Below are 14,691 nucleotides of genomic sequence, written 5' to 3' on the forward strand. Positions count from 1 at the left end.
CGTATCCCAATGCAATAAGATTTATTGTCTTTTGAATGTGACAAGTTGTTCTCTTAGTATTATTAAGCCATATGCGTGGAGCTGCTGAGTGAGCTCTGTAATTCAGTAAGGAAAAGATATGAAATCACTACTTCTAGTTTCATTCTCAGTTGTTATTTTGTTTGGCTGTAACGATGGAAGTAGTTCATCTCAGACTGAACAAAAAGCAGCGGTTGATAAGGCAAGTCAAGCAACCGAACTCTTAGTTGAATCCGGGGAATTACCTGAGTTGGATGTCAGTGATTCTCTGAAAGGACCTGATACAGATAATGATGGTATCAGGGATGATATTTCACAGCATATTGACAGCCTTCCAGTATCAGATAGCCAAAAAAGTAAGATAAGAAATGTAGCTAAATCAGTTCAGGCTTCAATAGTCGTCGATTCGACAAATTTTAACGCTGTTCAGGAAATAGATAACGAATCAACTAAGGCTATAGGATGTTTAAGTCAGGCGTTTAAAAATCCGGCAGATGCCTATAAAATGTTGAAACAAATAGAAAACTACACGGCTAATACTAAAAAACGGGCACTGGCATATTCTGCATATAATGAAGTTCTGGATGGAACAGTAACCAGACTACCTAAAGAACTTGATTGTGAAGGAATATAAGATGAATAAAGGAATTTTACTTGCTGGACTATTGAGTTTTGGGGCCAATGCATCTTTATGTAGTAATGATGGCTACTTGGTTGGTTTTTTTAATGGTGTTTGGAATACAAAAAATGATGCAAAATTAGCAACTTTCACTTTCCAGACAATAATGGGCAATGAATATAACTCAGAACCAGTGGCCTATGAAACATTTTACAACGTCACAGGTTCAAAAGTTGACGCAAGTGCTTTTCAAGATATCGCGGAAGTATTTATGCAGCGAGCGGAGGAAATTGAACCTAATTTAGGTAACCGATTTGATATCTTCTGGTCTGCTGTGACTGGGGATTCTGATGGGTTCTTCGATAAGGTTAAAAATATAGTTTCAGCTCCAACGGACTTGGTTTTGGGGTTGCTGAAAGATCTTTATGATTGGGCTACGGCAGAAACAGTAGCCTTGATTAGCAAGTTGTTATCCAATCCACCAACGGCTTCTGATTACTCCAGACATAATACCAGAATACAAACGTTAGGCTCACATGGTGCAAAAATGCTATTCATAGCCCATTCTCAAGGGAATTTATTTGCTAACAGCGCTTATCGTTCAGCTCTTGAGTTAGAAAATATTGAGGAGCCAAATTTAGGTTTAGTGCACATAGCGCCTGCATCTGTAGAGCTGAATGGCCCATATACCTTAGCTAGTTTAGATTTTGTCATCAATGGATTAAGGGCTGTAGGATCTGTGCCGGATACTAACGTGAGTATTCCCGTTTCACATTTAAAAACCGATCCAAGTGGGCATATGCTGATTCCAACATATTTAAATACCAGCTTGGAAACAGCTCCAAAGATATTCAAAGACATCCAGAATCAAATGGCGTCATTAAAATCCCCTGAACCAACAGCTTTACAAGGGGCTTTTACTGCAACTCTTATTTGGAATGGAACAGGTGATGTAGATTTACACACCTTTGAACCTAATGGCTCTCATGTTTATTACTCAAATCAAAAGGGTGTTGTAGGTGAGTTGGATGTAGATAATATTATTGCATATGGCCCGGAGCATTACTTCGCGACTTGTGATGAAGATATGTTGGAAGAAGGCACCTATAGAATAGGGCTGAACAGCTATAGTAGAGCTGAGGGTAGAAAGGCTACTGTTCAGGTTTCTACTAGTAACATATCGGATCTTTTAACTCGCGATATGATTATGGGGCCAGAGCGGGGTAGTAGTGGGGATGCTAGCCCATCGCATATTCTTAATGTTGTCATTAGTAAAGATGGGGCTGGTGAGTTTAAAATCTCAGCAAATTAAATATGCCAGGTTTCACTGCATATATATTCTGATCAATGCCAAAAAATGAATAATTTTTGCTTTAGCTGTTATTTATCCGCCACTATAGTTGAGAGTTATTATCAATAATGAAAAAGCAACTATACATAAATGAAACGAACTCTATGTGCCATGTTGCTATTGCTGTTTTGTTCCGCAACATGGGCGCATTCGCAAAAACTGATTGTTGTCAGAAGTGATGCCAGTTATCCGCCGTTTGAAATAATGACGGAAAAAGGAGAGCTCTCCGGTGTGCATATCGAGATGGTTCAACAGGTGGGGAGAGCTCTGGATTTAGAGATTGAGTTTCAAAGCCTGCCGTGGAAACGGGCTCTGTACCTGATTAAACAAGGTAAGGCGGATGCTATTACCTATATCGGTAAATCTTCAGAGCGGGAAGAATTTGCTCTGTTCAGGCCGGGAAATGTGCTGAGTAATACCACAAATGGCCTGTTTATAAGAGAAAGCGATAAAAATAGTATTCACTATTCGGGTGATTTTGCCTCTTTGAAACCGTATAAAATAGGATTTATTTCCGGCTTTAGTTATGGTGAAAAGTTTGATGCCGTAAGCTGGCCTAATATCAATGATACTGCTCATGATGAGATGGTTTTGCTAAAGCAATTGTTTATGAAACGTTTTACCGTTGGAATTGGTGAAATCAATCGCATGAAATATTTTGAGAAACAGGAAGATTTCTCTGAGCAGTTACATTTTCTCCAGCCCCATTTGCCTCCCATTCCTCAATATATTGCTTTTAGTAATAATAACAGAGTCTTAGCTGATAAATTCGAAGCAGCGATGAAGGTGTTTAAGCAGAGTGCAGAGTATCAGGTGTTACTAAGTAAATATGGGGTAACGGCAATAGAGCCTTAACTTACAAGCAAAAAAAAGCAGGTGAAAGGCTCGCTTTCAACCTGCAACAGACACTACAACACAAAATCGCTTATCGGTGATTTGTCAGATTAAGCCAGTGCTTCTTCCTTTGGTTTTGCACACTCGACGGTTTTAAATTCGCGGGCAAAGTAGACTAGGGCATCTTTGTCTTTATTTACTACGATATTATCTATTTCTACAAAGAACACGCTGTGGGTACCCACTTCAGAAATATTCGCTACCTTGCCTTCAAGGCTTGCCAGACAGCCTGTTAGTACCGGCACACCCTTATCATTTTTGTTCCAGATTGGATTAGCAAAGCGCTCTTCCATGGTGAGATCTGTCATGCCGGCGAAATCCAGTGAAAGTTGCTGGTGTTCTGCCGCGCACACATTAATACAGACGTTTCCGTTTGCCTTAATGAGTTCGTTTGAGGCGCTGTTACGGTTTACACATACCATAATGGTCGCCGGTGAGTCTGTGACTGAGCATACTGCAGTTGCCGTTAATCCTATTGTCCCTGCTTCGCCCCCTGTGGTAACAATGTTTACTGCTGCTGCCAGGTTTGCCATTGCATCTCTAAATAGTGGTTGATTAGACATCTCTTCAGTCCCTTACTGGTTAATGTGATGTTAATTTTCTGTGCTAAATCAAAAAAATAAAATAGACGAAATCATGGAAAGCTTGCACTTTTCATAGAGAGATTTTTTTTGCCTATTTATTGTAGGCCTTTATTAACAAGGCTTAGCAAAGGGCTGAATACTACATGATTGGACAAAAAGTAAAATTAAAAAGGTTTCGGAGCAAGATTGAAATGTGATCAAATACTCATATCTGTTAACAAAAATTCAATATTTTTGTTGATAAAACTCCTTACTATTCATTAGTTTAGGCAATAAATGTAGCGTTTTTGCAGCGAATGTTGACCAATTTGGTCTAGTAATTAGTTAAGATGTTAATTAAGATGTTTAATATGTTAACTAATTGCGTGCCGGAACTCATGTTCGAAAACAGGCCGCAGACAAATAAGTCAGACAATCAGTCAGTGACAAGAAATTGGCAAAGGAAGGTCAAGTTATGCTTACCCAAGAGCAGATTAAAAATGCAGCTGAAAAACTCTATATAGCAGAAAAAGAGCGCTATCAGATCCCGGCGCTTACTCTGGATTACCCTGACATGACCATGGACGATGCTTATGCTATTCAGAGCAAATGGGTAGAGCGTAAGATTGCCGAAGGTGCTCAGGTTAAAGGTTATAAGATTGGCCTAACCTCACGTGCCATGCAGATGGCGGTTAATATCGATCAGCCTGACTACGGCGTACTGCTGGATGATATGTTCTTTGAAGATGGGGCTCAGATCCCGGTAGATGATTTCCTTGATCCGCGTATCGAGGTTGAGCTGGCGTTTGTTTTGAAAAAGCCACTAAAAGGTGAAGATGTCACCATCTTTGATGTACTGAACGCTACCGACTACATTATTCCTTCCCTTGAACTGATTGCTGCCCGCTGTCACCGCACCGATCCTGAGAGTGGTTATACCCGTAAGGTGTTCGATACCATTGCCGACAACGCTGCAAACGCAGGCATTATTGTCGGTGGCCGTCCTATTAAGCCGATGGACTTTGATATGCGTTGGGCAGGCGCCATGCTTTATCTCAATGGTCAGATAGAGGAAACCGGACTTGCGGCAGGTGTGCTGGGTAACCCGGCTAACGGTATCTGCTGGGTATGTAAGCGTTTCGCTCCGCACGATATCGGCTTAGAGCCGGGGCAAGTGATCCTGTCAGGCTCCTTTACCCGTCCGGTACCGGTTAAAGCAGGCGATACCATTCATGCTGATTTTGGTCCGCTGGGCGGTATCTCTGTGAAATTTGTTTAGGGGGCTCAGTATGTTACCCGAGAACAAGTTTAAGAAAGCATTAAAAAACAACGAGACCCTCTGGGGGTTATGGCTGGGTTTACCGGATACCTCCTGCGCAGAGATCTGCGCGGGAGCCGGTTTTGATTGGTTGCTCATTGACGGAGAGCATGCTCCCTTTGAGCTGAAAACCATTATGCATCATCTTCAGGCGATGGCGCCTTATGATGTTTCGCCGATTGTCCGCCCGGAAATCGGCTCGGTCTCGATGATTAAAAGATTACTGGATATTGGTGCTCAAACCTTGCTGGTACCTATGGTGAACACGGCAGAACAGGCCAGAGAGCTGGTTTCAGCCGTGCGCTATCCGCCGGAAGGTATCCGCGGAATGGGCAGTTCACTGGCAAGGGCTGCGCGCTGGAACAAGGTGCCGCAATATCTGCAGAAAGCGAATGAGGAGATCTGCCTGATCGTTCAGGTGGAAACATTAGAAGCAATGGACAATCTGCAAGAGATTGTTCAGGTCGACGGTGTTGATGGTGTCTTTATCGGCCCGTCTGACCTTTCCGGTGCCATGGGGCATGTCGGTAATCCCGACCATCCTGAAGTAGTGGCAAAGATAGAGTGGGGAATGGAAGTGATAAAACGCTCCGGCAAAGCATCGGGGATCCTGTCACTCAATCTGGAAAAAGCTCAGCATTTTGCTGAAACTGGAACAAACTTTGTCGGTGTTGGTGTAGACACGCTTCTGCTGCGCAACGGTGCCGAACAGCTAATTAAAAAAGTAAAGAATCAGGGTCAGCCAGCCGGAAACGAATCGGTTTCCAGCGGCTATTAAACAGATAAAAGGATTTCAAATGAGTTCTGATCAGTTAGTAAAAGGAAAGCTGGTGTGTGTGGCGTTAAATGACGCTAGCCAACTTGCTCAGCTTGACGCTACCTTTAACGAAAAACCATATGTAAAAGCACCGACTCAGCCAGTGCTTTACTTCAAAACCCATAATACCTGGTCTGTTGACCAAGCGGCTATCGAGCTTCCGCAGGACGGAGAGTCACTGGTGGTGGGTGCCAGTATAGCTGCGGTTATCGGTAAAACTTGTTGCCGGGTAAAAGAGTCAGAAGCCCTTGAGTATCTGAGTGGCCTGACGCTGATGCACGATTTCTCTCTGCCGGAAACCAGCTACTACCGCCCGGATATTAAGGGTAAATGTCTGGATGGTTCTGCGCCGGTGGCGCAAACCCCTGTTGCTATGTCCGATATTCAGTCACTACAGGAACTTTCTGTAACCACGTCGGTAAACGGTACCGAGCAGCGGGTGCTTAAGGTAACTGACCTTCACCGCAGCATTGAGCAGCTAATCAGCCTGATATCCACCATTATGACCCTTGAAGAGGGTGATGTAATTGCCGTTGGTTTCCCGGGTGAGCGTATTCCGCTTCAGGCCGGTGACAAAGTAAGTTCGGCCTTAAATGGTCTGGTTCAGCTTAATAACAGTGTGAAGGGAGAGTAACAATGAAAAGAGCACGCGTACTCTTTCAACAAGAGGTTTATCAGGTTGAGGTAACAGAAGCAGGTGAACTGATCACCGAGGCCGGCGCAAAACTGAATGAAGCAGAAGTGACCTGGCTGAGCCCGGTAGAGAAACCGGGAACCATATTTGCACTGGGTCTTAACTATGCTGACCATGCATCGGAACTGGCTTTTGCTCCGCCGACAGAACCACTGGTGTTTATCAAAGGCCCGAATACATTAACGGGACACAAGCAGCCTTCTTATCGTCCTGATGATATCGAATTTATGCACTACGAGTGTGAACTGGTCGCGGTGATTGGCAAGGAAGGCAAAAACATCTCCCGTGATGAAGCGATGGATTATGTGTCCGGTTATACGGTTTGTAATGACTTTGCTATCCGTGACTACCTTGAAAACTATTACCGTCCGAACCTGCGGGTGAAGAGCCGCGATTCACTTTGCCCGATTGGCCCATGGCTTATCGACAAAGACGATGTGGGTGATATCAGTGACCTTAAGCTGGAGACCACAGTAAACGGTGAAGTAACTCAGCAGGGAACTACAGCCGATATGATTTTTGATGTGCCGTTCCTGATTGAGTATCTGAGTAAGATTATGACCCTCAAGCCGGGCGATATGATCGCCACAGGTACACCAAAAGGGCTGAAAGATATGCAGCCGGGCGACGTGGTTGTCTGCTCTATCGAAAAGGTTGGTTCACTGGAAACCCGTATGGTCTCTGAGAAAGAGTTCTACGGAGAGAATTACTAATTAACGGTTGCTAAGTATGAGTCACACCGGCATATATCGGACACAAACACGCGTAAACCCATCCATGGGGCTCCTCTGCGCCATCCTTGGCGCAGAGGGTTTGTTTACCGATATCTACCAAGTGAACTAAACGCTGGTGCTGAAAAACGGTTAACAGATTAAAAGGGATGAAACATATGAGTCAGGAACTTCAGAACAATATCGATAAAGCGGCAACCTATCTGGCGCGCTTTAAAGAGAAAACACTTGGCCACTACATTAACGGCGAGTGGATACTGGGCAGCAAAGGCGAAACCTTTGATAACACTTCTCCTATCGACAGTCAGTTGCTGGGTAAAGTGGTAAAAGCGACTAAAGAAGATGTTGATGCGGCCTGTAGCGCTGCGGGTGCTGCGCAGGCAGAGTGGGCAGCGATGAGCGGCGCAAAGCGTAAAACTATCCTGCATAAACTGGCGGACAAAATTGAAGCCCGTGCCGAAGAGATTGCACTGGTTGAATCTTCCGATTGTGGTCAGCCGCTGCGCTTTATGCGTCAGGCTGCGGTACGTGGTGCTGCCAACTTCCGCTTCTTCGCGGATAAAGCGCCTGAAGCGCGTAACGGCCTTGCCCTTCAGCAGGACACACACACTAACTTTACCGTTCGTTCCCCGATTGGCCCAGTGGCAGTTATTACGCCATGGAACACACCATTTATGCTGTCAACATGGAAGATTGCTCCGGCACTGGCTTCAGGTTGTACTATTGTTCATAAGCCGGCCGAGTTCAGCCCGCTGACGGCTGCGATTCTGGCTGAGTGTGCTGAAGAAGCCGGTCTGCCTGCCGGTGTATGGAACATGATTAACGGCTTTGGCGAAGTGGCGGGTAAAGAGCTGACTCAGCACGACGCTATTAAAGCTATCGCCTTTGTGGGTGAAACCGTGACAGGTTCCATGATCCAGAAGCAGGCTGCCGATACCCTTAAGCGTGCTCACTTTGAGCTTGGCGGTAAGAACCCGGTTATCGTATTTGATGATGCGGACTTCGAACGTGCGCTGGATGCTGTGGTATTTATGATTTACAGCCTGAACGGTCAGCGTTGTACCAGTTCAAGCCGTCTGCTGGTTCAATCCGGAATTAAGGACAAGTTTATTGCTGCCCTTAAGCAGCGTGTTGAGAATATCAAAGTGGGTCACTCACTGGATCCGGCCACAGAAGTTGGCCCGCTGGTGCATACCTCTCACTACAACAAAGTGCTGAGTTATGTGGATGCGGCTATTGAAGATGGCGCAACCGTGGCGGTCGGCGGTAAGAAGATTACCGACCTTGGTGACGGTAACTACATCACTCCGACTCTGTTTACTGAAGCGGATAACACCATGCGTATAGCCCGTGAAGAGATCTTCGGTCCGGTGCTGACTGCCCTGACCTTTGAGACAGAAGAAGAAGCGATTCAGATTGCCAACGACACCGACTACGGTCTGGCCGCCTATGTCTGGACAAGCAATACCGGCCGTTCACTGCGTATGGCTCATGCAGTAGAAGCAGGTATGGTCTGGGTGAACTCTGAGAACAACCGTAACCTTCCTTCACCGTTTGGTGGAGTGAAGATGTCCGGTATTGGCCGTGACGGTGGTGACTGGAGCTTCGACTTCTATATGGAAACCAAGAACGTCTGTATCGCTTTCGATACCCATACTGTCCCGGTTCTGGGTAAGTAAGGTGTGTCTGCCTCCCCTTGTGGTTGGGGAGGCTTTTTCCCAAAGCGGGAAGCCCGAGAAAATTGAAATAAATAAGGATAACCGATGCCGCATTTTATCGTTGAATACTCTGCCAACCTCGATGACCAGCTGGATGTGCCTGAACTGTTAAAGGTGCTGAATGAGACGGCTGTCTCTACCGGCGTTTTCCCGCTGGGAGGAATACGAAGCAGGGCAATACGTTGTGAGCATTTCCGTGTCGCGGAAGGGGATCCTGAAAACAGCTTTATCCATCTGACGGCGAAAGTCGGCAGTGGCAGACCGGTTGAAACACTTAAAGGGGCTGGAGACACAGTTTTTCAGGCATTTACTGAATTTCTGGAGCCCATTTTTTCTACCCGGTATCTGAGTATCGGCTTTGAGCTGACCGAGCTGCATCCGGTACTCAACTACAAAAAAAATAATATTCACGAAAAGCTGAAAGCAAAATCCAAATAACTGAATCTGAACATAATGGTTAGAGCCTGAGCGAGTTTTAACCAGAATAAACAAGGAGAGAAACAAGATGGGTGAACTTGTTGTTGCTGCAAAAATTACTCACGTACCAACCATGCTGATGTCAGAACAGCCGGGTAAACTGTTCGGCTGCCGCCAGCACGCTATTGATGGTCACAAAGAGATCGCACAGATCGCACGTGACAATAATGTTGATACCGTAGTGGTGCTGGATACCCACTGGCTGGTCAATGCCGGTTATCACATCAACTCTAAAGCCAACTTTAAAGGCCTGTTTACCAGTAATGAGTTTCCGCACTTTATTAAAGATCTGCCATACGAGTATGAAGGTAACCCGAAACTGGGCGATCTGATTGCTGACGTGGCGACAGAAAAAGGAGTGTTTACCCTGTCTCATCAGGTGGACTCTCTTGAGCTGGAATACGGTACCCTTGTTCCGATGCGTTATATGAATGATGACAAGCAGTTCAAAGTGGTTTCTATCGCTGCTATGTGTACCGTTCACAGCCTTGAGTCATCCCGTATTCTGGGTGAAGCTATCCGTGAAGCGATAGAAGCAAGTGACAACCGCGTTATGCTGCTGGCTTCCGGTTCTCTTTCTCACCGTATCTGGCCAAACGAAGAGTACGCCGCCAACAACGGTACTTTCACCATTTCTAAAGAGTTCAACCGTCAGATGGATCTGCATGTGCTGGATATGTGGCAGAAGGGCGATATCGCCACTTTCCTTAAGATGCTGCCGGAGTACGCTGAGAAGTGTGATGGTGAAGGCGGCATGCACGATACTGCTATGCTGTTTGGTGCGCTTGGCTGGGATAAATATCAGGGTAAGGGACGCATTGTTAGTGAGTACTTCCCAAGCTCAGGTACCGGTCAGGTTAACGTACTGTTCGAGGTGTAATACATGGTGGTCACCGATACCAGCCTGAGCTGGCAGTCTGCCCTGCTGATTGCTCAGGCATCTATAGAGTATGCTGAGCTGAATAAGCTTAAGGTTTGCGTATCGGTACTGGATCGTCATGGCCATCCGCTGGCGCAGTTAAGGGTGAATAATACTGCCTTTCCCTGCACTCAGATTTCTGCTGATAAAGCTTACACGGCGGTGAGTTTTGGTTTTTCTACTCAGGAGTGGAATGAGAGGCTGAAACATAAACCGTCACTGCTTCAGGGGCTTTCTCAGCAAAAACGGATGGTACTGTTTGGCGGCGGCCTGCCCGTCTGTTCCGAAGGTGAGTTACTTGGTGCTGTAGGGGTGTCGGGTGCCAGTGAGGAGCAGGACGCCGCCTGCGCAAAAGCCGGAGTAGAGGCTTTTCTGAAATATGCAGATAATCACTATTGCCCTTCAGAATAGGGCACACCATGAATAAAGATACCCAGTTAACCCTGTTTCTGATACTGATGGCGATGGTCAGCCCCGTCGCCCTTAATATCGTCGCCCCCATCATGCCACTGCTTGCCCGTGAGTTTTCTGCCTCCAGTAATATTATTCAGCTTAGTTTTACCGCCTATCTTGCCACTCTTGCTATTGGCCAGCTATTTGGCGGTCCGATTGCTGATAAGTATGGTAAAAGACGCCTGTTGCTTTGGGGATTTGGCTTGCACATTGTCGGAGGCGGGGTCGGTATTATTGCCGGTTCTGTAGAGCTTATACTGCTAAGCCGGATAATGCAGGCTGCCGGTGGCTGTATCGGGATGATGCTGGCAAGAAGTATTCTGGTGGATCTCTACCCGTCTGAAAAAGCGGTGGAGAAGCTTAGTTATATCACCATGGGAGTGGCCGTTTCGCAGGCGGTTGCCCCGACGGTCGGTGGTATCAGTTCCGAGTATATGGGCTGGCACTCCGTCTTCTATATGCCGATGCTGATGGCGCTTCTGGTCTGGCTGGGGGTGTTTTTCCAGTATCCCAAACCCATTACCGAGAAGAATGTAAAACCCAAAGCCAGCTTTTTTGAAACCTATAAGATGCTGCTGGCAAACCGGGTTTATGTCTCCTTAGCCATATCCAGTACTCTGATTGCCTGTGGCTTTTTCTCCTTTGTTACCTGCGCCCCTTTTATTGCCAGCGAAGCCATGGGTGATAACCTGACCCGCTACGGCTTCTGGTTCTTATTTGTTGCCCTTGGTTTTATGGCGGGCAGCTTTGTCAGTGCGCAGCTTTCATCGGCGCTGTCACATAGCCGGATGGTATTGCTGGGGCATGGATTGTCCTTAACCGGCGCTCTTGCTATGTTTGTTGCTATCGGCTTTTACCCCATCAGCTTTGCCGGAATGTTTCTGACCATGGCGCTATTTACCTTTGGCAGAGGGTTAAGCCAGCCGCACCTGCAGTCACTTTCAATCTCTGCCGTTCCTGTTAACCGGGCGTCGGCTTCTGGGCTGCTGGGCTTTATTCAACTGCTGCTGGGGGCACTGTTTGCTCAGCTGGTGGCAACACTGACGGAACATGTCGGGTTTGCTATGCTGCCTCTGTTTCTGGCCAGCTTTGCATTAATCGCAACTACTTTATATCTCTATTGCCATTACACCCTGATGCCGCAACAAGAGAAAAACATCTCATCAGCCAGCTCTATTTCTTAGGACAGGCGGAATAATTAGAAGGATCTGAGTCATGCAATTAAAAGATACAAAACTCTTCAGGCAGCAGTGCTATATCAATGGCGAGTGGAAATCAGCCAATAGCGGTAAAACCACCGAGATTACCAATCCTTCTACTGACGAGGTAATTGGGTTGGTGCCGGATATGGGCGCGGAAGAGACCCAGCAGGCCATTGAGAGCGCACAAGCTGCCTTTAAGCTATGGAAAAAAGAGACTGCCGAGCACAGGGCTAAAGTTTTGCGCCGCTGGTATGAGCTAATGCTGGAGCATGCAGATGATCTGGCGACGATCATGACCACAGAGCAGGGAAAACCCTTTGCTGAAGCGAAAGGTGAGGTAACCTACGCGGCCAGTTTTATTGAATGGTTTGCTGAAGAAGCCCGTCGTGCTTACGGCGATATTATTCCTACCCATAAAAGCAGCGCACGTATACTGGTGACCAAAGAGCCTATTGGTGTGGTCGCGGCGATTACGCCGTGGAACTTCCCGGCGGCCATGATCACTCGTAAATGCGGCCCTGCGTTTGCTGCTGGTTGCCCGGTAATTCTGAAGCCTGCACCGGATACCCCATATACCGCACTCGCTCTGGCAGAACTGGCGGAGCGTGCCGGGCTGCCTAAAGGTGTATTTAGCGTAATTACCGGCGATGCCATTGCTATCGGCGGAGAACTGACTAACAGTAAAACAGTACGTAAGCTGTCGTTTACCGGTTCCACCAATGTGGGCAAGATCCTGATGGAGCAGTCTGCTTCCTCGGTGAAGAAGTTATCGCTGGAACTGGGTGGTAACGCGCCATTTATAGTATTTGAAGATGCCGATATCGATGCCGCCGTTGAAGGCGCTATGATCGCTAAGTTCCGCAATGCCGGCCAAACCTGTGTTTGTGCTAACCGTTTGTTTGTACATGAAAAGGTGTACGACGAGTTTGCTGAAAAACTGGCGAACAAAGTGTCGGCCCTAAAAGTGGGAGATGGCTTTGAAAAAGATGTGGCTATTGGCCCGTTAATCAACGATGCCGCGGTGAGTAAGGTTGCCGAACATATTCAGGACGCCTGCGATAAAGGGGCCAAGGTGATCTACGGTTCGCTGCCTGAAGGAAACAGCAAGCTTGTGGTACCACATGTGATTACCGGTGTGGACGATACTATGAAGGTATCCAGTGAAGAGACCTTCGGCCCGTTGGCGGCACTGTTTAAGTTTAGCTCAGACGAAGAGGTGCTGGAACGCGCAAATAACACAGAATTTGGTCTGGCTTCGTATATCTACACCCGTTCCCTTGCCCGTGCATGGAATGTGGCGGAAGAACTGGAAACCGGTATTGTCGGCATTAACGAAGGGCTTATCTCTACAACCCTTGCCCCGTTTGGCGGAGTAAAAGAGTCCGGCCTTGGCCGTGAAGGCTCACACTTAGGTATGGATGACTATCTTGAATCTAAATATATGCTGATGGGGGGCTTGTAGGAGTAACCCTTTTTGCAGTATTAGATTAACACTGTTGTTCCCACGCTTCCCGCGTGGGAATACATATCTAAAGAAATCTCTACTCCGGTGAGAGTGTATATGTTATTTCTCCTTTCATTATTTGTGGCTGAGTTTTCATTCAGACCTACCTTTTTGTTTCGCCCTTGCGTGGGCGAGTAACTTTTGCCTGCGGCTGCAAAAGTCACCAAAAAAGCCGTTGTTTTTCTTTGTTGAACCAGGTTTTTCATCACCGTTTTGTAACTCGCCTTTCTGCCGAAAGACTCTGACACGACAAAACTGATTAAAGACTGAGAGTGGTTAGTTTTCAGTTTAAACGGTATTTATCCCGAGCAATTTTTTAAAAAAACTAAATCAATTATCTTCAATATCTTTATCAGGCTATCCCCTAAATTATAACCATCAACCAAGACAATACGCAGCGACTACTAAAGCAACAAGACGTAAGCCGCTGTTCGATCAACCTGCCGTGAATGGCAATAACATTGTGAGAAATATGATGGTAAAGAAAGCTCTGGTAACAGCAATTACATCTGCAGTTCTGGCCTCTAACGCTTATGCAGATACAACAATCAAACACACTACCTTAAACACTGAGGTTGGTAAGCTTGCAGCCAACGTTTATCTGCCTGATAACGTAGAAAACCCACCGGTTGTTGTTGTGACAGGCGCGTGGACAACAGTAAAAGAGCAGATGCCGGCAACTTATGCTGAGCACCTTGCAGAACAAGGCTACGCAGCGGTTACTTTTGACTTCCGTGGCTGGGGTGAATCAGCAGACGAGAAGAAATATCTGGAAGATCCACAGCGTAAAATTGCTGATATCAAAGCGGTATTTGCCTCTTTGGGACAAATCAAAGGCGTAGATGCATCAAACGCTTATGGCTTAGGTGTATGTGCTTCTTCAGGTTATATGCTGGATGCGGTACTGGGCAATGACGACGTGAAAGCAGCAGCGGCGGTTGCCCCATGGCTACATGACCGTTCAATTGTAAATGCAGTATACGGTGGTGCTGAATCTGTGGCGAACCTGATTCAGACCGGTATCTCTGCTTTAACCAGCGATAAGCCGCAATATATTGAAGGTGCAAGTAACACTAACGACGCTTCACTAATGTACAAAGTACCTTATTACACAGAAGATGACCGCGGCCGTATTGCTGAGTGGGACAACCAGTTTAACCTTGGTTCATGGGCCGGCTGGCTGACTTACGATGCGCATGCTACAGCGGCTCAGCAAGATAAACCTGTCCTGCTGGTGGCATCTGAATCAATGGCGATTCCTGCCGGTACTCACGGTTACCTTGAGAAAGCGGGTGATAACGTAGAAGCAGTATGGCTGGAAAACGTTTCTCAGTTTGACTTCTATGACGTAGAGAAAGATGTTCAGGCAGCAACAGACGCAGTAACAGACTTCTTCGCATCTAACCGTTAATC

General features: G+C 46.6%; 15 protein-coding genes. 14 read left to right on the forward strand and 1 reads right to left on the reverse strand.

The genetic code is table 11. The annotated features are described in order from the left end of the window. Positions 1-118: 118 nt before the first annotated feature. From PK654_RS16215 to PK654_RS16225, 3 genes are all read left to right on the forward strand, one after another. A complete protein-coding gene (locus PK654_RS16215) occupies positions 119-652 on the forward strand; it encodes a hypothetical protein (RefSeq protein WP_271699976.1) in 534 nt (177 codons plus the stop codon). Between the two features lies 1 nt (position 653). Beyond that, complete coding sequence (locus PK654_RS16220) at positions 654-1,949, forward strand: hypothetical protein (RefSeq protein ID WP_271699979.1); 1,296 nt, start codon at positions 654-656, stop codon at positions 1,947-1,949. 129 nt (positions 1,950-2,078) lie between these two features. After that, positions 2,079-2,843: a substrate-binding periplasmic protein gene (locus PK654_RS16225; RefSeq protein ID WP_271699982.1), complete on the forward strand. Its 765-nt coding sequence runs from the start codon at positions 2,079-2,081 to the stop codon at positions 2,841-2,843. Between the two features lie 89 nt (positions 2,844-2,932). Here the strand turns inward: PK654_RS16225 and hpaC are convergent, their stop codons facing one another. Next, positions 2,933-3,445 carry a 4-hydroxyphenylacetate 3-monooxygenase, reductase component gene (gene hpaC, locus PK654_RS16230; protein WP_271699984.1) on the reverse strand — a complete coding sequence of 171 codons (513 nt, stop codon included), beginning with the start codon at positions 3,443-3,445 and terminating at the stop codon, positions 2,933-2,935. A gap of 475 nt (positions 3,446-3,920) precedes the next feature. Between hpaC and hpaH the strand changes: the two genes are divergently transcribed. The 11 genes from hpaH (at position 3,921) to PK654_RS16285 (ending at position 14,689) form a co-directional block, all read left to right on the forward strand. Next, positions 3,921-4,724, forward strand: coding sequence for a 2-oxo-hept-4-ene-1,7-dioate hydratase (hpaH, locus tag PK654_RS16235; protein ID WP_271699986.1), 804 nt, complete (start codon positions 3,921-3,923; stop codon positions 4,722-4,724). Between the two features lie 10 nt (positions 4,725-4,734). Beyond that, entirely contained in the window at positions 4,735-5,541 is an 807-nt protein-coding gene (hpaI, locus tag PK654_RS16240) for a 4-hydroxy-2-oxoheptanedioate aldolase (RefSeq protein WP_271699987.1), read from the forward strand. 19 nt (positions 5,542-5,560) lie between these two features. Next, positions 5,561-6,214, forward strand: coding sequence for a fumarylacetoacetate hydrolase family protein (locus PK654_RS16245; RefSeq protein WP_271699989.1), 654 nt, complete (start codon positions 5,561-5,563; stop codon positions 6,212-6,214). Positions 6,215-6,216: 2 nt separating this feature from the next. Beyond that, on the forward strand, positions 6,217-6,987 hold the full coding sequence (locus PK654_RS16250; protein ID WP_271699990.1) for a fumarylacetoacetate hydrolase family protein: 771 nt from the start codon (positions 6,217-6,219) through the stop codon (positions 6,985-6,987). Between the two features lie 176 nt (positions 6,988-7,163). Continuing rightward, positions 7,164-8,684, forward strand: a complete 1,521-nt coding sequence (hpaE, locus tag PK654_RS16255; protein ID WP_271699991.1) for a 5-carboxymethyl-2-hydroxymuconate semialdehyde dehydrogenase — start codon at positions 7,164-7,166, stop codon at positions 8,682-8,684. 84 nt (positions 8,685-8,768) lie between these two features. After that, positions 8,769-9,161 (forward strand): 5-carboxymethyl-2-hydroxymuconate Delta-isomerase, encoded by a 393-nt coding sequence (locus PK654_RS16260; protein ID WP_271699993.1) that lies wholly within the window; start codon positions 8,769-8,771, stop codon positions 9,159-9,161. Between the two features lie 67 nt (positions 9,162-9,228). Then, complete coding sequence (gene hpaD, locus PK654_RS16265; protein WP_271699995.1) at positions 9,229-10,080, forward strand: 3,4-dihydroxyphenylacetate 2,3-dioxygenase; 852 nt, start codon at positions 9,229-9,231, stop codon at positions 10,078-10,080. A 3-nt stretch (positions 10,081-10,083) separates the two neighbouring features. Further along, positions 10,084-10,530: a GlcG/HbpS family heme-binding protein gene (locus PK654_RS16270; RefSeq protein WP_271699996.1), complete on the forward strand. Its 447-nt coding sequence runs from the start codon at positions 10,084-10,086 to the stop codon at positions 10,528-10,530. Positions 10,531-10,538: 8 nt separating this feature from the next. Beyond that, on the forward strand, positions 10,539-11,756 hold the full coding sequence (locus PK654_RS16275) for a multidrug effflux MFS transporter (RefSeq protein ID WP_271699997.1): 1,218 nt from the start codon (positions 10,539-10,541) through the stop codon (positions 11,754-11,756). Between the two features lie 31 nt (positions 11,757-11,787). Beyond that, positions 11,788-13,236 carry an NAD-dependent succinate-semialdehyde dehydrogenase gene (locus tag PK654_RS16280; protein WP_271699999.1) on the forward strand — a complete coding sequence of 483 codons (1,449 nt, stop codon included), beginning with the start codon at positions 11,788-11,790 and terminating at the stop codon, positions 13,234-13,236. 514 nt (positions 13,237-13,750) lie between these two features. After that, positions 13,751-14,689, forward strand: coding sequence for an alpha/beta hydrolase (locus PK654_RS16285; protein ID WP_271700000.1), 939 nt, complete (start codon positions 13,751-13,753; stop codon positions 14,687-14,689). The last annotated feature ends 2 nt before the right edge of the window (positions 14,690-14,691 follow it).

Origin of the sequence: Vibrio sp. SCSIO 43137, assembly GCF_028201475.1 — a bacterium.
In the GTDB taxonomy this organism is placed as follows: domain Bacteria; phylum Pseudomonadota; class Gammaproteobacteria; order Enterobacterales; family Vibrionaceae; genus Vibrio.